The sequence below is a fragment of the Acetobacterium carbinolicum genome (assembly GCF_047456275.1).
GTDB classification, from domain to species: Bacteria; Bacillota; Clostridia; order Eubacteriales; family Eubacteriaceae; genus Acetobacterium; species Acetobacterium carbinolicum.
The window spans coordinates 1,867,126-1,893,021 of record NZ_CP173357.1 but is presented as its reverse complement, the minus strand read 5'-3'; the positions used below and the strand labels follow the sequence as shown (position 1 = coordinate 1,893,021).

Below are 25,896 nucleotides of genomic sequence, written 5' to 3'. Positions count from 1 at the left end.
AGATTGATTATTCGAACTTCATTAAACCCGCTGCTTTAAGACCGGCAAGCAGGGTATTAAAATCCGTCACCAGTCCCGCAATCGTGGTAGCAGTACTATCGGCTTGATAGGCGGCTTGGGGTAAACCCAATAAAACAGCACCCTCTTTAATGTCGAGGGTGCCGCCAATCACGGTTTTATCGCCGCCATCGGTTGTATAATTCTTCGTGGTATAACTCATGGTCCACCTATGCCTTTTGTTTCAGGGTCTTAATGGCTTCTGGTAAGATCAACTTGCCATCGACCCGTTGGGTGGCCATAAAGCCGACCTGGCCAGTGGTGGCATAAAGTTCATTTAAGCGTTTGAAGGATCGACCTTGGCGATCTGCCACCCAGTAATAGCCAAAGTCACCAAAGGCGATGGTCTTTGCCCCAGCCGCGATGTTCGGTACATAAGCCGAGGTTTTTACCGGACGGTTGAGAATCGTATCCGGGGTTCCAGCGGTAATCGATGGTTGCCAGATATAATTGCCATTGCCATCTTTGAGTTTCCGGATCGCCTTGACGGTGGCATCGTTGAGAATAAAGGTGGCACTTTTTCGGTAGGGGGATTTGAGAGCGTAAAACAGATCCATAATCTCATCCACCGTAATGGCCGTAGCACTGGCTGCGGTAATACCATCCTGAGCACCACCGGTGGCATGAAAGATTCCGGTTGGTTTGCCGTTGCCATCGCCAATGAAGAAAGCTTCTTCCTCTTTTGCGCCAATCCGTCGAGCGAATTCTTTTGCAATGTAAGCTTCCAGGTTAAAGATCGAATCATTGAGCAGTTCTTCGGATACCTTTAACATCGTTCCCAGCTTATAGGCACTGATGGAAACCTGGCCAAAGGAGTCGTCGCTCTCAGGTACAGCCCCTTCTTCATCAATCCAGGAAGCCGTACCCTTGGTGGCCACCACGGGGATTTTGCGATCGCCGCTGGCGGTGGTGATAACCTTAGCCAGGGTTCTGAAGATATTTTCTTCTTCTAAGCCTTCCACCAGGGTGCGTTCAAACTCATCCGGGACCAGATAACCGCCTTCACTGTCGCTGCCAATTTGCAAGGCATTGGTAATCTCAAAACTAAGGGACTTATTGCGCATCGCGTTCCAGAAGGAAGCGGCATACTCATCGCTGCCCCGACCGCTTTTGGACTCGGTCATCCCAGTTGGTTTTCCGGTAATCGGGGTGTTGATCGGTTTTGAAAACTCCAGATCCAGGGTCTGTTGTCGCTCTAATCGATCGATTTCCTTACCGAGATTTACCACATCGGCTTCCATTTTTTCATAGACTTCAATATCGGCAGCCGCTAAGATGCCATCCTGGCCGCGTTTCTGATCCAGGAAGACCTTGGCATCTTCCCAGATTTTGGCTCGTTTTTCACGTAATTCTAAAATTCTTTTCATAGTTTTTTCCTCCACTTATTTAATCAAATTTAATCGTGTCTCAAACACGTCGACCGGTATTCCTACTGCTTTGGGTAGTTGGGGGATTAGTTTATCCAGCAGGGAGTTGGTCACTGCCTGCCGGGAAAAACTGTAATTCATCACGTCATCCTGAGTCTCATTTTTCTCAAAGAGCATTTCATCGGCAAAGCCAAGCTCTAAGGCTTTGTTGGCATTAAGCCAGGTTTCACCATCCATCAACTTTGACAGCTTTGCCCGGGGTTGGCCGGTTTTAAGCTCATAGGCATTGATAATGCTTTCCTTCACTTCTTCGAGCATCTGAATAGCTTTTTTCATTTCAGTACTATCGCCAATCGCCACGGTCAGCGGGTTGTGAATCATCATCAGGCTGGTCGGTGAAACCTTAACGCTTGTTCCTGCCATGGCAATCACCGAAGCAGCACTGGCCGCAATCCCATCAATCTTGACAGTGACATTGCCTTTGTAGTCCATCAGCATGTTGTAAATCTGGCTGGCAGCAATACAATCACCACCGGGACTGTTAATCCAGATATCGATGTCGCCTTCACCAGAGATCAGTTCTGATTTAAACTGTTTGGGTGTAACGGTGTCTTCATACCAGCTTTCCTCCGCGATGGCACCACTTAGGTACAGGGTGCGTGACCCATCTTCGTTTTTAATCCAATTCCAGAATTTATTCATTCGTTTCCTCACTTTCTGTATTTCCATTGTTGGCAAAGGCACCAGCGTCTTCTAATTTTGTCATCGCGCCGTTTATCAGATAGAGATCACCTCCAAGTTCTTCTGGTATCCGATTGAGGTTTTCCAGCTCCCGGATATCGTTGGTGGACAGCCAGCCGTTTTGTCGCCCGGTGGCATAACCGGCCATACGGGAAGCATAGTCCCCACGCAGTAGACCATCCACTGAAAAGCGGATAAAATACTGAGATTTTTCACTGTCACTCAAAAGGGCTTTCTGCATCGATTGTTCCCAGCGAATCACCCAGGGGTCTAGGGTATACTTGACAAACTCCAACGACTGTTGTTCAATATTGGAGAAGCTGGACTTCTCCAAGTCTCCAATCATATGGGGTGGGATCCTGAAAATCCGGGCGATTTCATTGATCTGAAACTTCCGGGTTTCCAGAAACTGGGCCTGTTCTGGGGGAATGCCGATGGAAGTAAACCGCATCCCTTCTTCCAGGACTGCGATTCGATGAGCGTTGCTGCTGCCCTGATAGACCGCGTTCCAGCTTTCCCGGACCCGTTTGGGATCTTTGATGACCCCGGGATGCTCCAAAACACCTCCCGGATTGGCTCCGTTGGAAAAGAACTTGGAGCCGTATTCTTCGGTGGCAATGGCCATCCCGATGGCGTTTTTGGCCATGGCTATCGGTGAATAACCGATCAAGCCATCAAAACCAAGGCCCGGGATGTGCAGCACCATTTCTTTGCGCATCACCACTTCGCCCTTGTCACTCTGATATTTGTAGAAAAGCTCTCCATTCGAAGCTCGATCAACGGTTATTTTGTCTGGCATTAAGGGATAAAGCGCCAACACCTGGCCCCGGCCATCCCGAATAATCTGAGCATAAGCATTGCCCCAAAGCAAAAGATGACTCATCAGTGTTTCGCGAAACACAAAAGAAGTCATCTCCGGATTGGGTTCATGTTGGAGGAGCTGGTACAAGCAGTGATCCTCGGCTTTTTCCTTGCCCTTATCGGTGTGCTCATAGGTGTGGAGGGGGAGACTGGCGATGGTTTCGGCCAGAATCCGCACACAGGAATAGACGGCTGTTGTCTGCATCGCCGTTCGTTCATTAACGGTTTTCCCGGCGGTGGTGCCGCCGAAGAAAAAGCTGAAGGGGTTGTTATCCAGATAATTTTTGGGTTTATCGCGAGAACGGAATAGATCTCTTAATCGACTCATAGGTTCCTCCTTAAAAATGGGTATAAAAAAAGCACCTGTTTCGTATTAAACAAATGCTTTTTAGGATTCTATAATAGATATTCTAAATATTTACTGATCACTATTCTTTTCTTTATAAAAAAAGCAATCAACATTAAAATTGTCCGGATTACCAAGCACTTTAATATAGTGGTTATAAATCCGCAGTTTCCAATGATCTTTAGCTTGTTCCGAATATCGCATGCTTTTTTCAGTTAAAAAAGGCTTTAAATCACAACAATTAAACAAGCAGAGCTTTTCACCTTCCAATCGGAATATAAAGATTCCATTTTCATAAGTATCCATTAAATCACATTGAACTTTTGTCAGATCTATCCAATAAGCATCGATGGTTTCATGATATTTTGAAGTTGGTGTACATAAGACTATTTGCTCACCATTATCTAAACAAGACTCGAACATAATTTTTTTTCCTGGAATCTTACGATATTGTTTCCCCGCAGCCTCGGAAGCCATCTCCAATACTCTTTCTAAAGACACATAATTATTTTTCATACACTTACCCGCTTTCTTTTTTTCAATTATAATACGTATAATTGCAGCTGTAAATGTAAATATTGCGTCATAAGCAACTCTTGACATCCAGATGTTTAAAATAATCTTTAACATTCTGATGTTATAACAAGTTACAATATTAATATCCCTCGTTCATCATAAACACTGCCACCAATATTCCCACCACAACGGATCGCCCGATCGAGCGCCATAATGGTAGCCACAGCCCCATCAATCCGCTCGGTAGATTTTTCTTTGTCTGGTTTGATGTTTCCAGCTGGATCAGTCCGGACAAAAATATTGTCCATCATCCACCTCAGCACCGGATGCCCGCCATGGGCTATTTTCTCCTCCAGTGTCAGCTTCATCAACTCTTTGGTTGGTGGTGACATATCTTTGAAGCCCTGACCAAAGGGAACGACGGTAAATCCTAAGCCTTCGAGGTTTTGTACCATCTGGACTGCGCCCCAGCGGTCAAAGGCGATTTCTCGGATGTTATACTTGGTACCCAGTTCGTCAATGAAGTTTTCGATAAAACCGTAATGGACCACATTTCCTTCGGTGGTTCGCATATGGTTTTGCTTTTCCCACGCATCGTAGGGGACATGATCACGTCGGACCCGCTGTTCGATGTTTTCTTCGGGGATCCAGAAAAAAGGCATAATGACATATTTTTCGTCATCGTACTTTGGTGGAAAGACCAAGACGAAGGCAGTGATATCAATGGAACTGGAAAGATCGAGGCCGCCATAGCATTCTCTACCGAGAAGATCGTCTGGATCAATTGTCTCGCTGCATTTATCCCACTTTTCCATCGGCATCCACCGAATGGATTGTTTGACCCATTGGTTGAGCCGTAGCTGTCGAAAGAGGTTCTCTTCAGCTGGGTTTTCTTTAGCATTTTCACAGGCGACCTGAATCTTTTCTATGTCAACGGTGATGCCCATTGATGGATTGGCTTTTTGCCAAACCTTGGGATCGGTCCAATCCTCGTTTTCCCCAGCACCGTAGATTACCGGATAAAAGGTCTGATCAATCTTCCGTCCAGCTAGAATATCCTCGGCCTTCTGATGGACTTCCCAGCAAATCGAATGGCGATCGGTTCCGGCAGTCGTGATTAGAAAATAGAGTGGTTGTTTTCGGGCATCCCCGGAGCCGTGGAGCATGACGTCATAGAGGTTACGATTAGGTTGGGCATGCAGCTCATCAAAGACCACGCCATGAACATTAAGACCGTGTTTCGTGTAGGCTTCAGCCGACAAAACTTGATAGAAGCTTCCCAGTGGTTTATAGACCAGTCGCTTTTGGGATAAGATCGGTTTGATTCTAGATTTTAGGGCTGGGCATTGGTCCACCATATCCACCGCCACATCAAACACAATCGATGCTTGCTGGCGATCCGAAGCACAGCCGTAGATTTCACCGCCGTGTTCATAATCGCCACAGGTTAAGAGCAAGGCTACTGCAGCAGCCAGTTCACTGTTATGGGTTGGCAAAAAAGAGCGCCCCACCAAATATTGATGAGACGGGCTATCCACTTGTATGCACTGCATTCCGTTATTGGTAATCGGCTCAATTTTATCGATGTATCGGTAGTGACTTCGCGTTTCAGGGTTTCGCTTTGCAGATCTGGCTTGTTTCCGATACAATCCGCTGACCGAAATGTCACTAAAAGCGGTGAATTTTACATAGTATAGTGTCTCACCGGTGGCAATTCTGCCACATTCTTTGCTTTTTTGGCTCCAATCTTTTCTTTGCGTTGAGGGTGCCACGGTAATCGCATTTTTAATTCCCAAACTCCATAACAACTCACTAACACTTTCTGACAAGGCCTTTTCGGTTGAGGTATAAATCGCCTGTCCTTTGACATTAATCGAACCATCAGAATCCATCAGTCCCCAAAGCAATCGGATTCGTTGCTCTTTCGAAGAACGTAAATAATCAATCGGAATAACCTTTTCGTGATAGCTTTTTAGTAATATCGGCCTGAGTGCGGGTATCCGGAAAACAAGACTATCACCGACATTATTCCACGAACTGACAACTTCGTAAAAGGGAATGATATGCTTTAGCACACCTGCGACATCTTCGGTTTTTATCGTGATTTCAGGTTTGACGGCATTGCCATTACCCAGCCAATAACCCATCAAATAGGGTTCTATCGGCAAGTCAGCGGTGTCGTTTTTGATGCAATCAGCAACCGCAATTCTAAAACGAATACAGCCTTTATCTTTCGGCATACGAAAAATTTCGCCGGTTGTCATCATCCGCTTCTTGCGTTTGCCATACGTGTATTCCCCTACCCATTGGTGGTTTTCCCCTGCTTCGATAACTTCACCATCTTTAAATATCATGCGATAGGCTTGTTCGGAGAAATCGATCTTACTTTTGGCAACAACGCGGCAAGGCTGGCCCTTCTCGTCAAAAACAGTATCACCAACGGCAATATCACCCATTGTTGTATAACCCTTTGGCGTTGGAATAATCGTATCAAGAGCTAACTGCTTACCCTGCTTCTTAGCGATCTCGATGTAGGCGGTGTTAAACTGCCGGGCCTGATTGGGTTTTAGAATCCCAAAGACATCCCGGATGATCTGCTCCTGCCAATCAATCAGTTCAAAGGGTTGGCCATGCCATTGGCCTTTGGTGTGCTTGAGGCAATTGATAAATGAAACTGCTAAATCAGCACGATTCTGATCGTAGATGGAAGTTCCCTGAATGAATGGGGTTTGCTGATAAATATCCAAATGGCGCATGGTGGCCAGCTCCTTTCTTTGAAGTAGTAACGATTTTAACTGTTAAAATAGGCCAGGATTCCTTCCAGAATACATTGAGCTTCCAGCTCAGCACCGCCATTACTAAAGAAATGACAGTCGCTTGGCGAGGTGGCAAACATCCCTTCAGTTATAATTGCGGGCATATTGGAGAAGGTGACATCAGAATCATCACGCTGGATAATCCCACGGTTGCTTAACCCCATGCGATTGCACAACCCGTTAAGCACCAGCTGAGCCAGTCTTAAGCCTTTGCTACTGCCCGGATAACAAATGACCAGGGTACCGCTGGATTCCGGACTGGCTGATCCGTTGTGATGAATACTGACAAAAATATCGGCATTGTTGGCATTGGCAATGGCTGGACGGTCACTCAAAGCCATCCAGCGATCATCGACTCGGGTGTAAACGACTTCAAAGCCCCGTTCCTTAAGCAGCTGACCCAGTCTCAGGCTCACCACCAGGTTCATGTCCTTCTCCTGCAGGTTGCCGCAGGCTCCGGGATCGGATCCACCATGGCCGGGGTTGATGCAGACCAGCTGGCCGTTGCCGTTTCCGGCTGGCAGCGGTTTAACCGTTGGTGAAGGTACAACCGTTTCTGACTGATTGACAGCCCGAGGTATTTCAATACCTAGAGATTTCAGGGTTTCGTTGCCAACAATCCTGTCAACAGTCAGCCCATTCTTTTTCTGAAAATCTGTGATGGCTGCCAGGGTTTCTGAGCCGACAGCGCCATCGATTGCGAGGTGGTAGCCATGTTTTGTTAGCGCTTCCTGAATTATCTGGACTTCTCCCATTAGGGCGGCATCGGAGTGATCGCCGTAAATGCCATCCTTTTCCAGACCGTGATATGCTTGTAGAGCAAGTACGGATTCCTCGGTTTTCCTTCCGAAGTCGCCATCAACCGGTCCAGCGTCATAAGCACAGAAATTTAAATCACCTTGTAATTGGGCGACAGCGGTGCCCATGGTTCCGCGTTCAAGTTTCATGTTTTCCCTTTCCTTGCCGGTCATTGATGATTGTGTATTTTAAAATGACCAACAAAAAAGCACCCCTGTAAGAGATGCTTTAGAATTTGATATTCTATTAAGTTTTACTATCCAATAGCAGCTTCGGTTGAATCGCTAACCGCCTGCCGTAGGATGTCAACATCAAACCCGGCGGCTTTATAGCCTTCCAGAATGACGCTGTAGTAGTAACAGCTTGGCAGCCCCAAGGGTCGGTTCTCGTTCATGATATAGATCATGGCTTTGGTCAGCTTTTTGCCGATGCGGACGGTGATGGTTTCTTTTCGATAAAGAATCGGCCAGCCTTCGTAGTGGTCCAGGGCGGCTTCATCTTCGGGGGTGATTTCCCAGACCAGCACTGGCACCCGGCTGCCTTGTTGGGGTTCAATAGTCGCCACAGCGCCATCGTGGGGGCCTTTAAACAGCAGTTGGTATCCATCAATGGTGATGGACTCGACCACCCGAGCGGTGGGGCAACGTTTGGCCATTTGGGCCAGATTTAAGTTTGAGCCATAGGCCAGATACAGTTTAGTCTTCATGTCTTTTTCCTCCTTTTGAACCGGGGGCAGCTCATGCCACCCCATACCGCCATGCTGCCGAGCCGGTCAGGGCGGCGGTCAAGTGCTCGCGGCAGTTGGCAAACTCGCTGCCGATAAAGCCGATGCGGTTTAAGTAGGTGCGCATGGCAAACTTTTCATTTTCAACCTGGGGCTTCTTGGCAGAAGCACACTTTTGGGTTAAGGCCTGGTTGTTGATGGCCAGGGCTAAAACAATGTAGCTTCTGATTTTGCCGGCGTGGAGGATACTGTTGAAGCCCCGTAACTCGACCGTGTGGTGGCCGGTAAAAAAGCTGTGCAGGTTCAGGAAATGGTAGCGGCTGTTGTGGTAGTGAATCCGGCGGCTTTCGTTGTAGCCGTCGTACCAGATATCCTCAATTTCTGCCATGGTGGTGGGCTTCTGCTTTTTCAGTTTTTCAATCAGGATGCCGTCCATCTTCTTGCAGTAGCTCATCCGCTGGGGCGCAATCTCCAGGGCTTTGTAGAAAAGGTCGTTCTTGCTGGCGATGATGTTGATGAAGTTTTTAATGCTGCGGGGTGAGTGGTCTTTGCCATCCAGATGGATGTGGATGCCGCAGGAGCTGTTGGTAAAGGCTCCGGCGCGTCTGAGCAGCCGTACCAACTCCTGCAGGGTCTTAATGTCCTCCCCGTAGGAAAGAATCGGGCTGACCAGCTCGACACTGTATTCTCTGCCAGCGGCGACTCTTCGTCCCCCTGATTTGCGTTGGCAGTTGATGCTGCCGTCGCTCATGAACTTCCACACCCGACCATCCGGGGCAGTGATCTTTTTGGTGTCGTAGTAGGTCCCGCCTTCTGCGTAGGTTCCGTTTAGGAAGCTGGCGGCCACCTCAGCAGCCTTTTCTCTGGTAATCCCGGTGAACTCAATCTCGATTCCGAAGTTTGCTGTTAACATCGTTTCGTACTCCTTTAAAGTGTATTTGTTCCGTTTGCATGTACATATATCACTCTAAACGACATTAATAGCAAGTCAATTCGGAAGAAACACAAAAGAATTACTCAGCGTCTGCTTTTTTACCACTTTTAAAGGCCGCACTGCCTGACAGCTTTGATAATAGAATCTTGCGGGTGGTTTTGTAGTCTTCTCCAATAAACCCCAATCGCAGCAGAAAGCAGCGGAAGGCGTACTTTTCATTGTCGACAGTTTTTGCTGTGGCCGCGATGCGCTTTTGTGTTTTGGCCATCTCGCAAATGGCGACAATAAACTGGGTGTAGGCCTGGATGACTTCAGGATCAGCATCCGCTTTAAACCAGTGGAATGAGATGGTTTCGTCAGACTGCACAAGCGGTAGCGCTTCGATGCCAAGGGCTTTTTTAATCAGCTCTCCTTTTCCTTTTAACAGGTTTTCAAGGTTTATCATGGCTTCATCGGTGAAGCCTTCCTTGGGCATTTCAATGGTGAGGATGTCCTCGTTTTTGGTTTCTGTTTGGATTTGGTTTTCGGTTTCGGTTTCGGGTTCGGTTTGGCTTGCTTCTTGTTCAAAAGTGAATCCTCTCAACTTCAGGCTTTCCAGTAAGGTATCAACCACCGTTTCGGGAGTCGCTTCAACAACAATCAGAGTCCCTTGTTTATCCACCACAAAGTCGCCAATGGTGTAGGCAAAGGATGGTACCCCTTGGTAGACGGGCTGAATCTCAAGGATTTCTCCAATGGCTGCCACTAAAGTCTTTCGGTCACAGTCTGTAAATTGGTAGTTCATCGTCATTGCTTTTCACCAACTTTCTGGCAAAAGTGCCGCATATCTGGCATAATCGTAGCCTTCGCATTCCACCAGAATTCCGATTCCGGGTTCCTCTGATTGAACTAAAATACTGTGCCAAACCGCTGCTTTATCGACGCACATCATGTGTTTTCGTTCACTGATAAAATCAAAATCTTCAAGCAGGTTTTCTGAAAAATGTTTGAAACTTTCTAGTGAAAGGGTCACCGTTTCTTCAATGACATACTCGTGACCATAGCCGTAACCAATGGTTCCTTTCAAGTCTTCGAGATTTAGTGGTTTTCTGATGAAATAGGCTTTGCCGGTTTGTATTTCATCTTCGGTGCGGCTTTCGATCACCTTCCAGCGATCAACACCGGGAACTAAACCCAGCCTGCTTCCACCATCCCACAAAACATGAATGGTGCCAATATCATCAATACAGTCCACCGTACCGGTTGCGCCTTCCCCTAGATCCGAGTAAGGGTCATTCATCGATATGAGTCTGACCCGGTCACCTTTTTTGACATGTGTTAAATTTTGAGGTTTCATTTTTTGCCACCGTTTTTCTTTTTACCTTGCACAACCAGTTCAAAGCGATTTTCTTCGATCAATGACCACAGTTCTTCGGGGCCGTAGATTAGCACTTGGTCATAATTTCCGCTTGTCTCCACAAGGACCAGGTCTCTACCGTTGAGTCCGACAATCTGGTAGGTTTTCTTACCTGAAACCAGCAATGTACCTTTTTTCATGATTTTTTCTCCTTTAAATGTAGTTTTGTTGTGTCCATATATCACTCAAAAGGTGCTAATAAGCAAGTCGTAATTGACAAAGTTGATGGGTTTATTCGACTGGAAAAAGCCCGGAATAAGGAATCGTCTTACCATTACGGATAACCGAAATTCCATCTTCAGAACCAATGGTTTCGGCATAGCGTTTGACAATCACATCGCAGTATCTGGGATCCAGTTCAGAGGTGTAACAAACCCGACCCATCTGCTCGCAGGCAATCAGGGTACTGCCGCTGCCGCCGAAAGAGTCCAGAACAATGTCGCCTTCTTTACTGGAGTTACCGATAAAATAGCCACAGAGACCGACTGGCTTCATGGTGGGGTGCTCGCCATTTCGCAGGGGCTTGTCAAACCGCACCAGGGTTGTTTGCTTCCGATCCCCGTACCAGGCGTGGCCAGCGCCATCTTTCCAGCCGTAAAGAACCGGTTCGTGCTGCCATTGGTAGTCTTGACGGCCCATGACCAGGGAGTTCTTCACCCAGACCAGGCATTGCCGCAAGACATAGCCGGCTTCTTTGAAGGCGGTTCTGAAATTGTAACCCTCACTGTCAGCATGGAAAACATAGATGGGAGCGCCTTTTTTCGACTGTTCAAACATCCGCTCAAAGGCAGCCGTTAAAAACTCCAGGAAGGCCGCATCGCCAAGCTTGTCATTTTGAATCTTGAGTTTTTCCTTGGTGCCGCCCTGGTAGTCGACGTTATAAGGCGGGTCCGTTAGAACGAGATCAGCCAGTTGACCATCCATCAGGGTATCCATATCCGCCTTAACTGTGGAATCCCCACAGATCAGTCGGTGTTTTCCCAGCAACCAGACATCTCCAGGTTGGGTCATCGGGGTGGTAATCTCATCCAAAGCCTGGTCCGGATCAAAGTCATCCTCCTTGGCATCGGGCTCGCCAAAGAGCTCATTGATTTCAGCCAGATCAAAACCAGTCAGGGAAAGATCAAAACCGCTATCATCAAGATCCTTTAGCAGATCTGTTAATTGCGGCATGTCCCAATCTCCTGAGACCTTATTAAGCGCAACATTTAATGCTTTTTCTTTTTCTTCATCCATATCAACAACTACACAGTCTACTTCTTTTTCGCCCAGCTGTGTCAACACCTTAAACCGCTGGTGACCCCCGACGATGTTACCGGTCTGTTTGTTCCAGATAACGGGCTCGACATAGCCGAATTCTTTAATGGACCGTTTGAGCTTTTCATACTCGGCATCGCCGGGCTTGAGATTCTTCCTGGGATTGTATTTAGCATGTTTGATTTTCTTCACCGATATTTTTTGTATATCCAATAGACATTTTCTCCTTTCAAAACGGAATCTTTTGTGTATTTACCTTCGGGTGCCCGAAAGTCAGAATGCTTTAGAAAAAATAAACCAATGGCTTACTCACCTCGTCTAGCAGTCAGCAGCCGTTCCATCACATCATCGTGAGGGTTACTGCCTTTAAATTCCTGGGCGCAGTTTTCTTTGACCACCTGATAGATCTGATACCAGAGGTTGTTTGAGAGTTTCATGAAGCTTTGCGACATCGCCACAAAGGGTGACGGGATGGCATTCCCAGTGGTGGGGTGCTTAGCCAGAAAACCAAACTCGGTAATCGATTCTTCACACTGGATCCAACGGGATACTGCCATGGCGTACTGCTCGATTAATTGAGCAGACACCTGCTGAGAGCAACCACGTTCGGCCAGCCATTGCCAGGTAATTTCATAAACGTCAGCCGCCATCAGTGGCTTGCCATTTTTCTGGGTAGCGCTGAGATATTCTTTCGGTGGTGGCATATCCTGGCCTTCCAGCTTAGCGGGGTCAGAAAAATCTAATACTGTAAGCTTTCGTTTACCAGGGTTACCATCCATCAGTTTATCCACTAATGCTTTTTTCTTTTTTCCGGCTCCGACTCGGGAACCGCCGTGACCGTTGGCCATCGAAGCACACCGTCCTTTCCTATTTTTAACACATGCATTTTTGAAATTCAAACTCTTGCATTTAACTCTTTTTTTATTAAAATCACAGTTTAGTCTTTTCCACTTTTATATCAACTATATTTTCTAAATCTTATTGTTAATATGTGGATTTAAAACTATAATGAGATGAGAATAAATAGAAAGAGGTATAATTCTATGAAAAAACTTTTATCTTTAATCATGGTCATCAGTATGTTCTTTTGTTTATCTGCTTGTTCTCCTGCGGCTTCAAAAGAACCAGCAAACCTTACAGGTGAATGGAAACAAGTAAATAGCGGTTCAAATGATAGTTGGCAAGCAGCTACTATTGAAGGAGAAACAATAACCATAAACTGGGTATCAAATGGTGGAGATACTAAATCCTTGTACTGGGCAGGAACCTATATTGCCCCAACAACAACTGACGAACCTTATACTTGGGATTCAGTAAATGACCATAGCCAAACAGATAAAGCTTTGTTAGCTTCCGAAGATGAAACTAAAACAATGACTTATGAAAATGATCAACTCAGCTACTCGGCCAGTCTCATGGGAACAACAACTACAGTCCGTCTTGAAAAACAAAAATAGTTTTGTATCGAAGTAAGCAAGGAATCTGCTCCTTGCTTACTTTTTTTTCTAGATCCGACTCGGGAACCACCGTGACCGTTGGCCATAAAACACACCGTCCTTTCTATTATTTTTCCTATACGGCCTCTTGAAATCGCGACTTTTCACGCGTGGCCCCCTACCCGTTGCATTTGCAACACGTTTTAGCGATTTGACTACCCCCACCGGCCACCTTCTCGAGCGGTGATGGTAGAGTGACAGCTGCTGCACAAAGCCATCAGGTTCTTTTCATCGTGAGTACCACCCTTTGACAACGGTTTGATATGATGAACTTCCTGGGCTGGGGTCAGCTTTCCTTTTTTTAAACACATCTCACAAAGGGAATTGTTTCTAATGTAACGATCTCGGATGCGCTTCCATGACCAACCGTAACGTTTCCGGGTCTCAGGGTCACGCTGATACTTATTGTAGTGTTGCTCCGATAATTTCTGGTGCTCCTCACAGAACCGGCCGTTGGTTAATTCTTTACAATTGGGGTAGCTGCAGGGGCACTTGGGTTTTCTAGGCATAATATTCACCTCGTTTTGGGCATAAGAAAAGCCACCATGAGATTTCTCCCGTGGTGGCCTGTGCCTACTTTTTTCACAATACCATTATACCACATTGGGTATTAACATCAACTCTCATTTACTCTCCACTTTCGTTGACGACGATTTTCTTCAAAGCTCGATCACGCATTCGATAGGTGTGCTGGATGCTAAAGCCCATCTTGATGGCTATTTCCTCCCAGGTACAACCGCAAAGGAATCGAAGCTCAAGCAAAGTCTGAAATTCCTTATTGTCCACAGCTTTAATGCTGGCAACAATCCGCCGCTTAATGTCGATCAACTGATGGATATCATGGTCAATTTCTATTTGAAGATCAACGATTTTTGCAACCGTATCCGCCATCGAAGAAATGCTCTGGTTGGGGCTGCGGGGCATATCGCTGATGGTAGCGGTGCATTTTGTCGCCAGTTCATTTAAAGAATTAATCTGTTCCAGTTTACTGTCGATGCGAAGATCCAACCGGTAAGCTTGGCTTAAAAAATCCAAAGCGGTCATCTCAGCCCTCCTCCATTTCACAAACCTTTTTTAACAGAACCTCGCCATCCAGGGAGGAGAGCATCTCAAACCATCCAGACCGAAAGAAGCGCTCAGCAGCATCTCGTTCATTCTCATTTTTGATAACTTTATCTCGCAGCGTATTTTGTTGAGGATCGTTATCAAGCTCTGGTGTGTGTGGATGATGCTTCAAAAATCGAATTGCTTTTCGGTAGTCTTTAACTGCCTGTATAATAATCGCATTGACTAAACTTTCATAGGATTCCATAGTCGTACCCCCGAAATATTTTTCCTCGGATTGTCATCGATTGTCTCATATCTTCAAATCAGCTTTCACTGCATCTATCAGCGATTGCTGTGTAAGGTTCTTTTCGGATAGTGATTTTAATATCTGCTCGTCGATGGTGCCTTTTGTGATAAGGTGCATGATGATCACGGTTTTGCTGCTTTGTCCCTGACGCCATAGGCGGGCGTTGGTTTGCTGGTATAGCTCAAGCGACCAGGTCAGCCCAAACCAGATTAGGGTTGATCCACCGGTCTGTAGGTTTAGTCCGTGACCAGCTGAAGCCGGGTGAATAACGGCTACCGGAATTTTTTCGGCGTTCCAATCAGCAATGTCCTGGCTGGATTTGATCTCCCTGACAGTGAAACGCTTTTTGATGCGCTGGAGGTCATGCTTAAACCAGTAGGCCACCAGTACCGGCTTTTCATTGGCTGCTTCGATTAAATCCTCTAATGCGTCCAGCTTCCTGTCGTGGAATTCGATGGTGTCGCCGCTATCAGAATAAATGGCTCCATTGGCCAGCTGGCAGAGCTTTCCAGTAAGTGAAGCAGCGTTGGCTGCAGTCACATCGCCATCCGGGAGCTGCAAGATCAAATCCCGTTTCAGCTCATTGTACCGGATCCATTCGTCATCAGAGAGCTGCACTTCATATTGGGATGAAACCAGCTCTGGCATTATTAGATGATCCGTCGATTTCATGGAGATTGTAATATCGGCTATTCTGGAATAGATCGCTTCTTCGGCACCGGGTAGCGGTTTATATGAAAAAATGACCTGACCATTACGCTTGTCTGGCTTAAAATAGCTGGTGCGATACTGGCCGATGAACCTGCCGAGACGTTCTCCCAGATCAAGCAGTCTAAACTCTGCCCACAAATCAATCAGGCCGTTAGAGCTTGGCGTTCCGGTTAGACCAACCACACGTTTAACTTTCGGTCTAGCTTTCATCAAGGCTCGAAACCGCTTTGACTGATGGTTCTTGAATGACGACAATTCATCTACCACCAGCATATCAAATTTAAAGGGAACACCACTCTTTTCAATTAGCCACTGCACATTTTCACGGTTGATAATATAAATATCAGCCTGTCTGGATAATGCTGCTTTACGCTCTGTCGCAGTACCCACTGCAACCGATATAATCAGTCTATGGAGATGCTCCCATTTTTTAATTTCTGATGACCATGTATTTCTGGCTACCCGCAGCGGGGCAATTACCAGAACTTTATGAACGTCAAAGCTGTCAAATAAAAGATTACTAACGGCTGTCAGCGTAATAACGGTTTTGTCAACCCAAGCCCATATCCAACAGCAGGGCTGTAATTTCATGGTTTTCAACATACTCAATCGCATACTTTTGATAATCATGTGGGATGAACTTCATGTGGCATCACCTCCAATCTTTTTTAGTTCTGTTTCAGATACCATCAAGCATCTCTCCAATTTTTTCCACATCGTCCAGAACATAAACTGCAAAGCCCAGACGTTTTAACAACTCATGCCTTACCATCTGCAATGGCCGTGATTTTTTACCGGGAGCCTTCACTTCGACAAATGCCAGTCTCCCACCGGGTAAAAGCACCAACCGATCCGGCATTCCATCTAAACCCGGAGATACAAACTTCGGGCAGATACCGCCCATCTTTTTTACAGTTACTGCCAATTTTCGTTCGATTGTTTTTTCTCTCATACATTCCATCCTTCTTTTTTCAGCAACAAGCAACAACTGGCAACACCATTTCCTATAATTTCTACGCGGGCGTATGCGGGCACAAGAAACCTATTCCCTATTGCTTAAAGCCAATAACTAATATAAGGGATATAGTTGTTACAGTTGTTGCTTATCACCATCAAACCCTCTATTTATCGGCGTTTTCCAACTGACAACAACTTCTTTCATAAAGGCGCTGCTTGCCGTAGATGGGACGCTTCCTGACTTTTCCGGTTTTTACCCAGCCATCCACCTTTGCCATCAACGCCGCTATCGCATAGGAATCGGATGGTTTCAGATCAGAAAGACCCCGCCCGAAGCATTCGCACCAAATTTCTGCATTGCTGACAGTCGTTCGTTCCACCGTTCCTAGCGGGCTTGTTGGTGCGTTCGTTTCGGCCAGATAATTTCTGCGGGCATACGCATCCATGCTTTCCCAGCTTTCTGGTAGCAGCGTATCCAGGTATTCCTCAACCATGCCCTGGCGCTCGTCCACTTCCATGGCATCACGCTGGGCTTCTTCAGAAGCACGAAGCATCTCGCCCTCAAGAAACAGTTTCTCGCCGCTTTGATAATAGTGCTTTGCCTCAGACCAGATCTGGTCCCGTTCGACTTCTGAGAAATTCCAGGTCTTGATCTGCTCTTTACGGTTGCACTTCACCACCCAGAAACGGCGATTGCCGGTAATATCACGCAGATAGCCACGCTCTCCGTTGACGGATGCGATAATAATACACTGCCTTGGATGGCTCTCCACGGTTCTACCATAGCTGGGCCGATACTTGTCATCGGTTGTCGAAAGGAAGGCTTTGACTCTTTCAATGTCTGCTTTTTTCATTCCGGCCAGTTCGCCAATTTCGACAATCCAGAAGCCCTGCAGTTTTTCTGCGCCGGATTTATCATTCATATCGGTGAGTGACAGCGTATCCGAATAATATTCTTCACCAACCAGATCTTTAAAGAAGGTGCTTTTGCCAATCCCCTGGTCGCCGTCGAGGACAGGAATGCAGTCAAATTTTGTGCCGGGTTTATAGATTCTCGCCACCGCCCCTGCAAATGTCTTGCGGGTAACTGCCCGGATATATGGGGTGTCTGCTGCATCGAAATAGCGGATCAGCAGATTCTCCAATCGTTTAGTTCCATCCCATTCCGGGAGTTTATTAAGGTAATCACGGATGGGGTGAAAATGGCGATCATCGGCAACCTTCACAAAACTGACATCGTGGTTTCTGCTTGAAAACGAAACATAACGTACATCGATTAAAGCTTTTAGCTGCGCTGTATCTGCATCTCTCCAGAATGGATTGCCGCTTGGTCGATCCCATGGAACAGCTCCGGTAATCTGGATCCTATTGGCCATTTCATTAAATGCAAAATTCGAAAAATCAGGGTCATTATTGAGAATTAGCACTTCATTCCAGACGCTATTATCCAGCACACTGCTTTTGGGCTGATATTTTAATCGGGTTGTCCAGTCATCCGTATCGGCAAAATCTTCCTCCAGTAACGCTTCCCGCGCTTTTGATAGTTCCGATTTTACCGCATCATCGGCTACCGCAAAATCAGCCATTAAACTAAAGGACTTCTTTTCATCTGCATCACTGAATTTATGAACTCGCACCAAATCAAAGGCATTCAGTTCTTTTTCGCTGGCTGGATCGGTACTGTGATGGGAATAAGCAAATTTATCATCGTACACCACTACCCCGGCACTGCTGTCAGCCGGAATATAATCATACCGACCCGGCACCGCTGACGCTTCATAAACATCGCTAAGAAATGTCTCAATCGCATCCTGGATGCCATAAGCCCGGCAGAAGGCTCCCACTACACCGGCTTTTTCAAGCGGATCCTGCTGGCGACGCTGCTTGTGATCGGAGGCCCTGCTTTCCCGTGAAGAGGTTGGCAATAGCGAACAGTCACGCCAGTTGGGGTGGATGCTGAGAAATTTGTCCGGATCAAGCCACTCCCCGTCAATGCGTTTAAAAATGTACTCCCCGTTTGAAGGGGTGGTGGGCCAATACATCAGCTGATGGGGCCGATATGAACATTCATCAAAACAGTCCATGTTCCACTCTTCGGCAAAATATCTGGCAATGGCCGTGTATTCATCTGGCGTTACATCACGGGTCATGGGAATAATAATCCGGATTCTTGGTGCTTCTGGGGTATGACCATGGGTGGTATAAAGACAGGCGGTATACTTGCACAGCATCTCAAAACGTTCAATAAAGTCTCTATCCGCATGGTCGGCGTCATGAGTCAGCATCGACCGGCAGGCCACCGAATCCCGCTTGCGGCTGCCGTTTTTCAGGCTGCCACCGACAAAACCGCCCTTGTCCTTAGTACGATCCCGTTCAGTTTTCGGGAGTTTCGGATATTCTTCCACCGTTTCCGGGGTGCGAACGGTGTGTTTAAGTCTTTGGCATAAATCATCAAAGTTAATTTTCTTGTTTGACCATTTCTTCGCATAGCAGCTGTTGCCGTATGCGATTGGCAACTCACGCATTCCGCTGTCCTCCCTTCGCTTTCCGACCAAACCATCTGATCTTCTGGTTTCGTTTTGTAGCCACCGCAATCTCCAGTTCCATACCCTTGGATACCTGACTTCCAAACACCCACAATTCGTCGCACTTGCCCAGCAGCACATAATTCATAAACATTGCCATCTCCCGTTCTGCCGGATTGTCATCATCCATAAATTGCGGAAACAGTAGATGTGGAGCCAAGGGAATGCAATTTCGCTCCAGCGCAAAGCGGCAAAATTGTCGGGCGTTCTTGACATTTTGATCCACATCTCCGGAGTACGGCGAACAGACGTAAATCAGCGGTTTATAGTCGGCTTTCTTTTTAGCTTTTTCTTGTTTCTCCACGTTGGTCAGTGCGTCATAGGCAGTTGGATCATAATAGCCCTCGCCGTTTTTCTTACTGATGCTCATCGCAATCACCTCTTAAATTTTCTGCCATCACAAGTGCCATTAAAAACTCAACTGAAAAAATGCCCAACTCATCGTTTTCAAGCCACAGCTGGCCATTCTCATCGACAAAGCCTCTGACCATCGTCGCTTCAAGCTCTGCCGATTTCGTCAGCTTTAACGGTAACAGCCAAACGAGCAATTCGTTTAGATCAGCCGCACTATTCGTCCCCGCCTGATTAATTGATTCTTTATTCATCAGCTTCCTCCATTTCCTGTTCAATCAGTGGGATGATACCGTCTGCTTTCAACAGATCATAGATGAATAATCGTCCCTTTTGGGTCCAATAGGTGTGGGGCTTGATGTGCTGTTCCCCATCTGCCCCTGCGTAATTGTGAGTTTTCGTGCTGGTGTAGCCTTTTTCAGCATATTTCTGATACAACAGCCAGATTTCGCCCTGTTTGAACTGAACTTTTTTGTCGTGAAGATAGCGGTTCATCCATCTGGCAGACTTACCAAAGTCTTTGGCAATAACAGATATTGTGATAAGATCTTTGCAGTTTAAAACCACATCATAGTAACTGACTTTCGGCTTCATCTCGATAATCTGCTGATTCTGAATGGCTACGGTATCCGCCAACTCTGTATTTTGTGATCGCATCAGCGCCAGCTGGGAATCGGCAAACTGTAATGCTCTTGCCATAATCGCTTCCGGACTATTCCAGGCTTTTTCCAGTTCCAGGAAATACTGGCGACATTTCCTGCCAATTGCACTGCGCTGAATCATACAGATTTCTTTGGCCATATCCAGTGTCAGCTGATGTTCGATGGCAGGTCTTCCACCATTACTTTCCGACAAAAATGTCGAAAAGTCTGAACCCTCGACAAAACCATAGTGACACATTCTTGGAAACCACTTATCATAGGGTGTTTTCACCTGTAGTGTCTGATGTAAATCCCGGCCGTTTACTGTGGGCCGCTCACTGTCAAAACTGATTTTGACTAATTCGTTCATCCGAATTACCTCCTGAAATAGAATAGACAGAGGTATCATCACCTCTGCCTATAAGCGAAGAATCCGCATCAATCGAACCCCCATGATTAAGAAATATTAATCTTTTTTATAAAAACTGCATTCATAACCCTCGGCATGGAGCAGCAGTCCCTTAGCCCAGGTCGGTGTTGTTGCCATTTGCTCACAGATGGCTAAAAGAGACATACGCATATCCGCCTCAATAATAATTTCATCATGGACATGGGCCACAATAAAACAATATCGGAGTCTTTTCATCGCTTCGGCCAAAATATCCCGGCTGATTGCCTGGACGATATTCTCAACAAACTTTGGCCCATAACTCTCAATCCGCTCCCACTTCTTTGTGCCACCCACCCCTTCATAGGTCACCGATTCCCCGCCAAAACGGTTCTCCCCAATCCGGGGTTTTACATAAGCCAGTTTTCTGCCGGAAGGAAGGGTGATAAACAAAAATCCACTCTGATAAGAAAAGTAAATACCGTGGGTTTCTGTTGGTATTTTTTGTTTGATACATTCTTTAACCGCTCGATCCACCGCCCACCAGAAACGGACGATGTTGGGATTGGCCTGACGCCAGGCATCCACCAGAGGTTTCAGCTCATTTTCCTGCATCCCAGATTCCAACGCTCCCATGGCCTTTAGAGCGCCTACTGATCCGCCATACCCACAGTTGTGGACGAGTTTCCCCGATACGGTAAAACGGTGATGTGGTCCGGCATTTCGTATGTCATAAAGTCGAGCCTTGCACTGATTAATCTCCAATTTTTTCTTTTTTCGAATACTGCTGTTTCGGCATCCTGGATTATTTCGTCCCTGCTTAATCCCACCGATAATTTGCGAACAACCACATTTCTTACATAAGGCCAATATTCCTGAGAAAAATGACTGAGCACCGTACATCTTTTGTTTCTGTTGTTTTCCAAATGTGTTACAAAACGAAGATTGCCTGGTGCATAATCCAGATTGTTGTTGATCCGGTCGATTTCTAGCTCTTTTGGTGGCAAGCCAAAAGTTTTTATTAAATAAAGACCGGCTTTGGTAACACTTGTAAAAGCGAATTTTATTCCTCTCGCACCGTAATTGTGATAACCTCCATCGTTTGGATTTTCGCAACGTTGTTTTGCTGCCGCAAGTCTTCGATCCAACCAGAGCGGAATCTGCCTTGGCTGAGAACAACTTTGACATCCTTTCGATTTCCCGCTTTTTAAACTGCAATACAGCTGCCACTGAATGCTTCCGCAGCCGGTACACTGGGTCAGCACATAACAATGATTCATTTTTTTGTTCCATCGTTTCTCGGATGAAATAATCTTCACCCAACCGAATTGCTGTCCCACCATATCCGGTTTGTATGAGATGTGCGCCGCTGACGGCGGCGATTCCAAATTGTATCGGCTGCGATTGCCCCTCAACCCACACGAGGTGGTCTGCGGTTGCTGTAAGACCGTCATAGGTTATGACCTCTCTTTCCCCTTTAAAAACAATGCCTTCATGACTCACCCAGTTTTTACCATCCCAAAGTTTATGATCGATTAAAATCTTTTCGATCGGCACCAGACCATCATTCGTTAAGACAAGTTGCCCTTCTGCAATACAGGCTAACTCGGCTTGCTTCCCTTTCTGCCGGAGATCACTATTTTCTCCATGTTTGACCACATTGCAGTGAAACATTTTTCCTGCTGTTGCACAATAGATGTCTCCGTTTTCTGCAAAAACATCCATCCGCCAGCTTTCACCCGCCAGCCAGGATAGAACTCTTGCTTCAATCGCTGAGAAATCGGCAACAATAAACTTCATGCCATCTCGTGGAATAAAGGCCGTCCGAATCAGTTCTGATAGTACTTCCGGCACTGAATGATAAAGCATTGAAAGCGCATCCTCATTTCCGCTTCGAACCAGGGCTCGAGCCTGTTCCAAATCGGGGATGTGATTTTGGGGAAGATTCTGCAACTGGATCAGGCGGCCCGCCCATCGGCCCGTCCGGTTAGCCCCATAGAATTGAAAGGTTCCGCGAACCCGGCCATCCTCACAAACCGCATGGTGCATGGCCTGATATTTTTTCACCGAGGATTTAGCCAATTGCTGACGCAGCGAAAGCACTTCTGCCAGGTGTTCCGGAGCCGTTTTTAACATTTCAGCGACCGCTTTTTTTCCAAGTGTATCGGTTTCCAAACCGTTATCAACCAGCCAATTTTTCATTTGCTGGACTGAATTGGGGTTATCCAGATTGGTAAGTGCCTGCATCTGTGTTATCAGTTCTTTTCGTGAAGTCTGATCAATGGCAATCGCCTGTTTGACAAAGGTCATATCAAGGGTAATACCCCGGTCATTGATTTCCTGGTCAAGATGATACTCATCCCAGACAAAATCAGGCACAGGGGTCTTAGCCAGTTTTTTCTGAATGGCTATCTCTACCTCAACGTCACGCCGATTATAGTTCGAAAATCGTTTCCATTTTTCTTGATCATGTTCCGGTAAATTGCGTATACGACCACTATTTGCTTTGGTACTTTTACACGGCATGCAGAAATACCTTATCAGATCTTTTCCTTCCGTCAGCTTCTGATCTTCCAGATTCAGCACCGCACCAACCCCTTCCAGCGACAGCGGCAGCCCCATATATGCTGACCAGATCATCGTACATCGCCATGCCGACGGATCCAGATAACCGCTGACCGAATCGGATGCAATACTGTAACTACAAAAATCATGGGGATAATTCCGTCTCAGCCACACCGACAGGCAGACCCGCTCGAACTGACTATTGAAGGCCCATTTGATCACGGTATCATCCACTAGAGCCGCAATCACTTCTGGGGGTATCGCTTCACCACTGGCCAGATCGACCACCTGGGCCTCGCCGCCATCTATCGCATAGCCGAAAAGCAGAATGTCAAAATTAGGTGTCTCTGAATATTTGTAGACCCCCGCTTTTGACAAGTCCACATCAGAGAACGACTCAATATCAATTGATAAATTTTTCATTTCCAAATCTCCGTCCTTTTATAAACAAAGGCGGCTGGGATTAATCCCATTGCCGCCCGGTGATGTTTTTTGCTACTGGTTTTGCTGTTCTTTCTTCTTTTTTCGTTCGGAACGGATATCGTCACGAATAAAGGTTAGAAACATATAGGCGCTACCACTCATATAAATAGCGGCGAGTCCCATGAATAGAACTGTTAAAATCTGATTAACCATTGTTTTACCTGCTTTCTAAATTTTTCTCTGTTGACCAATTCTCACCATACTAAGTATTTATCCGTTTTAGGCCAGGAAGTCATCATCGTCTTCGGTTGCGAAATCATCCTCAGCTCGTGCTTTTCCGCCAAGATTTTCTCCATCTTTGATCTTTTGCAGGTTGTTCAAGTTGCAGGCAATGCCTTTATTTCCATTGGTATTGAAGGCATAAAAGTTAATACTGGCCCGGCCATAAACGCCACTGTAGACTTCAGATCGGTCGATGATTTCCTGGCGATCAGCATCCACGATGCCGGGAGCAGTGGTACTGTTGGCATTGAGGAAATAGCAGTTATCATAGGCAGGATCATCGGGTCTTTCAGTATCGCCGTCTCGAAGTGGCGTTTTTAACACTGCTAATGCCGGAACGCTTCTGCCGCTTCCCTTGAGCTTAGCTTCACCTTCCTTGTAAGCTGCTTCGATCGCGGCTTTAATTTTTGTCACGGTTTTTGTATCTGTCTTCGGAATGATGAGGCTGACACTGTACTTCGGTGTGCCGCCATTAATGGATTTTGGTTCCCAGACGTTCGCATAACTCCAACGGGTGTCGGGTCCAGTAATTACCTTCATGGGATTTGCATTTTTTACATTTGACATAAGTTTTCTCCTATTCTTCTATAAAATCATTTTTGGCTGTATTCATTGCCGGTCGCTTGTCGCTCTCCGGCACGAGTGTTGGTTTGCCCTGGGGTCGGCAGATGAGCTGACCGAGGACTTCTTCAAATCGTTTCTTGCCAAGTATCGATGTCATTGCGGTTATACCCAGCAGTTTCTGTTCATAGGGGTTAACCCCAGCTGCAACAACAGCATCCGCAACCGCTGTTTCATCGATATATTTGCGGTTGGCTCGGCCTTCGACCAGTTTCCAGCCTGCCCATTCTTTACCGGAAATTGCAGCTTGTAGGGCAAATGCCTTGATGTCCGATGCCCAGGACACCAGATCATCCACTTTGAGAAGAATGGCTTCAATTTCTTCATCTTCCAGGGTGGCAGGCTTCTCAAAATCATAACGGGCCAGTTCCAGGTTGTATTCGGCACGTTTTCTGCAGGTCGCTTTTGCCTTACAGAAATAGCAGTGTTCTCCAGATTCAAATTCCCCGTCGCCTGCATAGGCAAGCTGGGCTGCTGGGGCAAGAACATCATCGGCCCACTGCAGCAGCTCGGCTTTCGATAACGTATAGGTGCTGATATTTTCCCGTCTTGGTTGGTAAATTGTCATATTGATGGTTTCAATATCATAGATGCCATCAAGCATCTCAACTGCCCCAAGTGAATAACAAAGCATTTGTGGATTTTTCTCGGCTTCCACCAGGATTCCTTTCCCGTGCTTATAGTCAATTACGGACAGTGTACCATCAGCAATAATGACACAGTCTCCAGTGCCGAATCCAGCCTTAACCCACCTGCTAAAATCCAATCGTTGTTCAATTAATACCACCGGATCAGCACAGGTTTCTTTGGCTTTAGCCACCTGCTCCATCACATAGAGGGCATAATTTTCGGCACAGTTTTCCATCTCCTCATCGTAAAAAGAAAGATCTCCCGATGGATCTGTTGTTTCCATGCCAAGCATCGCTTCCAGTTTAAACTGGCAAAGGCTGTGAGCTTCGCTTCCCTGTTTTGCATAGTCGCTGCCCTTATCTTCGAAATTTTCACAGAGTCTGGCAGATGGCGGGCATCGGATCCAGCGATGGCTTGATGAAGCTGATAATAAGGCATGGCTCCGTTCAACAGTTTGTGTCCCTTTGCCAATAATCACTTGCTGCTTTTTCATTACCACATCTCCGCATCTTTTAGCAGTGCCGGATATTTTTCCGGATCGATCTCCGACAGCTTGGATGCCCCGTACTTCGTCAGCAGTTCTCTTACCGATGCAGTATGGCCCATGCGGGATTTATCAGCAAGTACAGCTCTCACATCTTCCAGTTTGATTTCTGCCGCTTCTTCAAGCTTCGCAACGATCGGTTCTTCCGCAGGAACAGTTTGACTTGCCACTTCAACTGGCTCATTTTCCAGCATCGCATCAGCAACTGCCTGCAGGCTGTCAGCCAGGGATCGGACATCGGAAATAACGTCAAGCAGTAGTTTTGTTCGACTCATGGCCTTTACCTCCAATCTGATGGATTTCCACCGTTTCAACAGAGTCTCCGGGAGTGAGTACCAGCACATTTACTTTTTCGCCAAACAAAAATGTCAGCAATTTGTTGCGAACCTGCATGGACCCACTTTTAATAACGGAAGAAGTTCTACCGTCAGGTTGTGCAATACTAATTGACACCTTGTGTTTCAAACTCATTATTTTGTCGCTCCTTTCCGGGAATGTTTTCATTCCTCTGTCCATATGCGAAAATCTGGGGGGA

29 protein-coding genes and 1 pseudogene are annotated in these 25,896 nt (G+C 46.5%); 1 reads left to right on the top strand and 29 read right to left on the bottom strand.

What is annotated here, in order from left to right; all coding sequences use genetic code 11:
• Positions 1-7: 7 nt before the first annotated feature.
• The 14 genes from ACIZ62_RS08690 to ACIZ62_RS08625 form a co-directional block, all read right to left on the bottom strand.
• Complete coding sequence (locus ACIZ62_RS08690) at positions 8-220, bottom strand: head fiber protein (protein ID WP_414151746.1); 213 nt, start codon at positions 218-220, stop codon at positions 8-10.
• A 7-nt stretch (positions 221-227) separates the two neighbouring features.
• Positions 228-1,424 carry a phage major capsid protein gene (locus ACIZ62_RS08685; RefSeq protein WP_414151745.1) on the bottom strand — a complete coding sequence of 399 codons (1,197 nt, stop codon included), beginning with the start codon at positions 1,422-1,424 and terminating at the stop codon, positions 228-230.
• Between the two features lie 15 nt (positions 1,425-1,439).
• Entirely contained in the window at positions 1,440-2,126 is a 687-nt protein-coding gene (locus tag ACIZ62_RS08680; protein WP_414151744.1) for a head maturation protease, ClpP-related, read from the bottom strand.
• Entirely contained in the window at positions 2,119-3,354 is a 1,236-nt protein-coding gene (locus ACIZ62_RS08675) for a phage portal protein (protein WP_414151743.1), read from the bottom strand. Before ACIZ62_RS08675 ends, ACIZ62_RS08680 begins: the two co-directional genes overlap by 8 nt.
• Before the next feature lie 90 nt (positions 3,355-3,444).
• Positions 3,445-3,888 carry a hypothetical protein gene (locus tag ACIZ62_RS08670; RefSeq protein WP_414151742.1) on the bottom strand — a complete coding sequence of 148 codons (444 nt, stop codon included), beginning with the start codon at positions 3,886-3,888 and terminating at the stop codon, positions 3,445-3,447.
• A 131-nt stretch (positions 3,889-4,019) separates the two neighbouring features.
• On the bottom strand, positions 4,020-6,644 hold the full coding sequence (locus ACIZ62_RS08665) for a terminase TerL endonuclease subunit (protein WP_414151741.1): 2,625 nt from the start codon (positions 6,642-6,644) through the stop codon (positions 4,020-4,022).
• Positions 6,645-6,679: 35 nt separating this feature from the next.
• Positions 6,680-7,651 carry an N-acetylmuramoyl-L-alanine amidase gene (locus ACIZ62_RS08660; protein ID WP_414151740.1) on the bottom strand — a complete coding sequence of 324 codons (972 nt, stop codon included), beginning with the start codon at positions 7,649-7,651 and terminating at the stop codon, positions 6,680-6,682.
• A gap of 107 nt (positions 7,652-7,758) precedes the next feature.
• Positions 7,759-8,208, bottom strand: coding sequence for a gamma-glutamylcyclotransferase family protein (locus ACIZ62_RS08655; RefSeq protein ID WP_414151739.1), 450 nt, complete (start codon positions 8,206-8,208; stop codon positions 7,759-7,761).
• Positions 8,209-8,239: 31 nt separating this feature from the next.
• Positions 8,240-9,139, bottom strand: coding sequence for an amidoligase family protein (locus tag ACIZ62_RS08650; protein WP_414151738.1), 900 nt, complete (start codon positions 9,137-9,139; stop codon positions 8,240-8,242).
• Between the two features lie 100 nt (positions 9,140-9,239).
• Complete coding sequence (locus ACIZ62_RS08645) at positions 9,240-9,950, bottom strand: virulence protein (RefSeq protein WP_414151737.1); 711 nt, start codon at positions 9,948-9,950, stop codon at positions 9,240-9,242.
• Between the two features lie 6 nt (positions 9,951-9,956).
• Positions 9,957-10,496 (bottom strand): DUF4314 domain-containing protein, encoded by a 540-nt coding sequence (locus ACIZ62_RS08640; RefSeq protein ID WP_414151736.1) that lies wholly within the window; start codon positions 10,494-10,496, stop codon positions 9,957-9,959.
• Positions 10,493-10,696 (bottom strand): hypothetical protein, encoded by a 204-nt coding sequence (locus ACIZ62_RS08635; RefSeq protein ID WP_414151735.1) that lies wholly within the window; start codon positions 10,694-10,696, stop codon positions 10,493-10,495. The genes ACIZ62_RS08640 and ACIZ62_RS08635 overlap by 4 nt, the downstream gene beginning before the upstream one ends.
• A 91-nt stretch (positions 10,697-10,787) precedes the next feature.
• Entirely contained in the window at positions 10,788-12,026 is a 1,239-nt protein-coding gene (locus ACIZ62_RS08630) for a site-specific DNA-methyltransferase (RefSeq protein ID WP_414151734.1), read from the bottom strand.
• Positions 12,027-12,118: 92 nt separating this feature from the next.
• The gene (locus ACIZ62_RS08625; protein WP_414151733.1) at positions 12,119-12,661 is read right to left on the bottom strand and encodes a P27 family phage terminase small subunit; all 543 of its coding nucleotides are present in this window, start codon (positions 12,659-12,661) and stop codon (positions 12,119-12,121) included.
• Positions 12,662-12,856: 195 nt separating this feature from the next.
• Here ACIZ62_RS08625 and ACIZ62_RS08620 point away from each other — a divergent pair, with 195 nt between their 5' ends.
• Positions 12,857-13,270: a hypothetical protein gene (locus ACIZ62_RS08620; RefSeq protein ID WP_414151732.1), complete on the top strand. Its 414-nt coding sequence runs from the start codon at positions 12,857-12,859 to the stop codon at positions 13,268-13,270.
• A 194-nt stretch (positions 13,271-13,464) separates the two neighbouring features.
• Here ACIZ62_RS08620 and ACIZ62_RS08615 read toward each other — a convergent pair whose 3' ends face one another.
• From ACIZ62_RS08615 to ACIZ62_RS08545, 15 genes and pseudogenes are all read right to left on the bottom strand, one after another.
• The gene (locus tag ACIZ62_RS08615; RefSeq protein WP_414151731.1) at positions 13,465-13,818 is read right to left on the bottom strand and encodes an HNH endonuclease; all 354 of its coding nucleotides are present in this window, start codon (positions 13,816-13,818) and stop codon (positions 13,465-13,467) included.
• 118 nt (positions 13,819-13,936) lie between these two features.
• Positions 13,937-14,353 carry a hypothetical protein gene (locus ACIZ62_RS08610; protein WP_414151730.1) on the bottom strand — a complete coding sequence of 139 codons (417 nt, stop codon included), beginning with the start codon at positions 14,351-14,353 and terminating at the stop codon, positions 13,937-13,939.
• A 1-nt stretch (position 14,354) separates the two neighbouring features.
• Positions 14,355-14,621, bottom strand: coding sequence for a hypothetical protein (locus tag ACIZ62_RS08605; RefSeq protein WP_414151729.1), 267 nt, complete (start codon positions 14,619-14,621; stop codon positions 14,355-14,357).
• 45 nt (positions 14,622-14,666) lie between these two features.
• Positions 14,667-16,020, bottom strand: a pseudogene (locus ACIZ62_RS08600) (SNF2-related protein).
• A 33-nt stretch (positions 16,021-16,053) separates the two neighbouring features.
• The gene (locus ACIZ62_RS08595) at positions 16,054-16,326 is read right to left on the bottom strand and encodes a VRR-NUC domain-containing protein (RefSeq protein WP_414151728.1); all 273 of its coding nucleotides are present in this window, start codon (positions 16,324-16,326) and stop codon (positions 16,054-16,056) included.
• A gap of 169 nt (positions 16,327-16,495) precedes the next feature.
• A complete protein-coding gene (locus ACIZ62_RS08590) occupies positions 16,496-18,856 on the bottom strand; it encodes a VapE domain-containing protein (protein WP_414151727.1) in 2,361 nt (786 codons plus the stop codon).
• The gene (locus ACIZ62_RS08585; RefSeq protein ID WP_414151726.1) at positions 18,849-19,286 is read right to left on the bottom strand and encodes a DUF4406 domain-containing protein; all 438 of its coding nucleotides are present in this window, start codon (positions 19,284-19,286) and stop codon (positions 18,849-18,851) included. The genes ACIZ62_RS08590 and ACIZ62_RS08585 overlap by 8 nt, the downstream gene beginning before the upstream one ends.
• Positions 19,273-19,521: a hypothetical protein gene (locus ACIZ62_RS08580; protein WP_414151725.1), complete on the bottom strand. Its 249-nt coding sequence runs from the start codon at positions 19,519-19,521 to the stop codon at positions 19,273-19,275. Before ACIZ62_RS08580 ends, ACIZ62_RS08585 begins: the two co-directional genes overlap by 14 nt.
• Positions 19,514-20,278: a phage antirepressor KilAC domain-containing protein gene (locus ACIZ62_RS08575; protein WP_414151724.1), complete on the bottom strand. Its 765-nt coding sequence runs from the start codon at positions 20,276-20,278 to the stop codon at positions 19,514-19,516. Before ACIZ62_RS08575 ends, ACIZ62_RS08580 begins: the two co-directional genes overlap by 8 nt.
• Positions 20,279-20,374: 96 nt before the next feature.
• Entirely contained in the window at positions 20,375-23,284 is a 2,910-nt protein-coding gene (locus tag ACIZ62_RS08570) for a DNA polymerase (RefSeq protein ID WP_414151723.1), read from the bottom strand.
• A 72-nt stretch (positions 23,285-23,356) separates the two neighbouring features.
• Positions 23,357-23,497 carry a hypothetical protein gene (locus tag ACIZ62_RS08565; protein ID WP_414151722.1) on the bottom strand — a complete coding sequence of 47 codons (141 nt, stop codon included), beginning with the start codon at positions 23,495-23,497 and terminating at the stop codon, positions 23,357-23,359.
• Positions 23,498-23,563: 66 nt separating this feature from the next.
• Complete coding sequence (locus ACIZ62_RS08560) at positions 23,564-24,133, bottom strand: DUF2815 family protein (protein WP_414151721.1); 570 nt, start codon at positions 24,131-24,133, stop codon at positions 23,564-23,566.
• A gap of 10 nt (positions 24,134-24,143) precedes the next feature.
• Positions 24,144-25,310 carry a DUF2800 domain-containing protein gene (locus ACIZ62_RS08555; RefSeq protein ID WP_414151720.1) on the bottom strand — a complete coding sequence of 389 codons (1,167 nt, stop codon included), beginning with the start codon at positions 25,308-25,310 and terminating at the stop codon, positions 24,144-24,146.
• Positions 25,310-25,636: an rRNA biogenesis protein rrp5 gene (locus ACIZ62_RS08550; RefSeq protein ID WP_286945788.1), complete on the bottom strand. Its 327-nt coding sequence runs from the start codon at positions 25,634-25,636 to the stop codon at positions 25,310-25,312. Before ACIZ62_RS08550 ends, ACIZ62_RS08555 begins: the two co-directional genes overlap by 1 nt.
• Entirely contained in the window at positions 25,611-25,832 is a 222-nt protein-coding gene (locus tag ACIZ62_RS08545) for a hypothetical protein (RefSeq protein ID WP_286945786.1), read from the bottom strand. Before ACIZ62_RS08545 ends, ACIZ62_RS08550 begins: the two co-directional genes overlap by 26 nt.
• Positions 25,833-25,896 lie beyond the last annotated feature (64 nt).

Coding starts and splice junctions, on each gene's coding strand:
- ACIZ62_RS08560 (WP_414151721.1), bottom strand. CDS start 24,133: ATGTCAAATGTAAAAAATGCAAATCCCATGAAGGTAATTACTGGACCC.
- ACIZ62_RS08645 (WP_414151737.1), bottom strand. CDS start 9,950: ATGACGATGAACTACCAATTTACAGACTGTGACCGAAAGACTTTAGTG.
- ACIZ62_RS08565 (WP_414151722.1), bottom strand. CDS start 23,497: ATGGTTAATCAGATTTTAACAGTTCTATTCATGGGACTCGCCGCTATT.
- ACIZ62_RS08595 (WP_414151728.1), bottom strand. CDS start 16,326: ATGAGAGAAAAAACAATCGAACGAAAATTGGCAGTAACTGTAAAAAAG.
- ACIZ62_RS08665 (WP_414151741.1), bottom strand. CDS start 6,644: ATGCGCCATTTGGATATTTATCAGCAAACCCCATTCATTCAGGGAACT.
- ACIZ62_RS08570 (WP_414151723.1), bottom strand. CDS start 23,284: ATGAAAAATTTATCAATTGATATTGAGTCGTTCTCTGATGTGGACTTG.
- ACIZ62_RS08675 (WP_414151743.1), bottom strand. CDS start 3,354: ATGAGTCGATTAAGAGATCTATTCCGTTCTCGCGATAAACCCAAAAAT.
- ACIZ62_RS08620 (WP_414151732.1), top strand. CDS start 12,857: ATGAAAAAACTTTTATCTTTAATCATGGTCATCAGTATGTTCTTTTGT.
- ACIZ62_RS08575 (WP_414151724.1), bottom strand. CDS start 20,278: ATGAACGAATTAGTCAAAATCAGTTTTGACAGTGAGCGGCCCACAGTA.
- ACIZ62_RS08590 (WP_414151727.1), bottom strand. CDS start 18,856: ATGCGTGAGTTGCCAATCGCATACGGCAACAGCTGCTATGCGAAGAAA.
- ACIZ62_RS08605 (WP_414151729.1), bottom strand. CDS start 14,621: ATGGAATCCTATGAAAGTTTAGTCAATGCGATTATTATACAGGCAGTT.
- ACIZ62_RS08660 (WP_414151740.1), bottom strand. CDS start 7,651: ATGAAACTTGAACGCGGAACCATGGGCACCGCTGTCGCCCAATTACAA.
- ACIZ62_RS08685 (WP_414151745.1), bottom strand. CDS start 1,424: ATGAAAAGAATTTTAGAATTACGTGAAAAACGAGCCAAAATCTGGGAA.
- ACIZ62_RS08580 (WP_414151725.1), bottom strand. CDS start 19,521: ATGAATAAAGAATCAATTAATCAGGCGGGGACGAATAGTGCGGCTGAT.
- ACIZ62_RS08690 (WP_414151746.1), bottom strand. CDS start 220: ATGAGTTATACCACGAAGAATTATACAACCGATGGCGGCGATAAAACC.
- ACIZ62_RS08555 (WP_414151720.1), bottom strand. CDS start 25,310: ATGAAAAAGCAGCAAGTGATTATTGGCAAAGGGACACAAACTGTTGAA.
- ACIZ62_RS08680 (WP_414151744.1), bottom strand. CDS start 2,126: ATGAATAAATTCTGGAATTGGATTAAAAACGAAGATGGGTCACGCACC.
- ACIZ62_RS08615 (WP_414151731.1), bottom strand. CDS start 13,818: ATGCCTAGAAAACCCAAGTGCCCCTGCAGCTACCCCAATTGTAAAGAA.
- ACIZ62_RS08610 (WP_414151730.1), bottom strand. CDS start 14,353: ATGACCGCTTTGGATTTTTTAAGCCAAGCTTACCGGTTGGATCTTCGC.
- ACIZ62_RS08585 (WP_414151726.1), bottom strand. CDS start 19,286: ATGAGCATCAGTAAGAAAAACGGCGAGGGCTATTATGATCCAACTGCC.
- ACIZ62_RS08635 (WP_414151735.1), bottom strand. CDS start 10,696: ATGAAAAAAGGTACATTGCTGGTTTCAGGTAAGAAAACCTACCAGATT.
- ACIZ62_RS08625 (WP_414151733.1), bottom strand. CDS start 12,661: ATGGCCAACGGTCACGGCGGTTCCCGAGTCGGAGCCGGAAAAAAGAAA.
- ACIZ62_RS08655 (WP_414151739.1), bottom strand. CDS start 8,208: ATGAAGACTAAACTGTATCTGGCCTATGGCTCAAACTTAAATCTGGCC.
- ACIZ62_RS08550 (WP_286945788.1), bottom strand. CDS start 25,636: ATGAGTCGAACAAAACTACTGCTTGACGTTATTTCCGATGTCCGATCC.
- ACIZ62_RS08670 (WP_414151742.1), bottom strand. CDS start 3,888: ATGAAAAATAATTATGTGTCTTTAGAAAGAGTATTGGAGATGGCTTCC.
- ACIZ62_RS08545 (WP_286945786.1), bottom strand. CDS start 25,832: ATGAGTTTGAAACACAAGGTGTCAATTAGTATTGCACAACCTGACGGT.
- ACIZ62_RS08650 (WP_414151738.1), bottom strand. CDS start 9,139: ATGTTAACAGCAAACTTCGGAATCGAGATTGAGTTCACCGGGATTACC.
- ACIZ62_RS08640 (WP_414151736.1), bottom strand. CDS start 10,496: ATGAAACCTCAAAATTTAACACATGTCAAAAAAGGTGACCGGGTCAGA.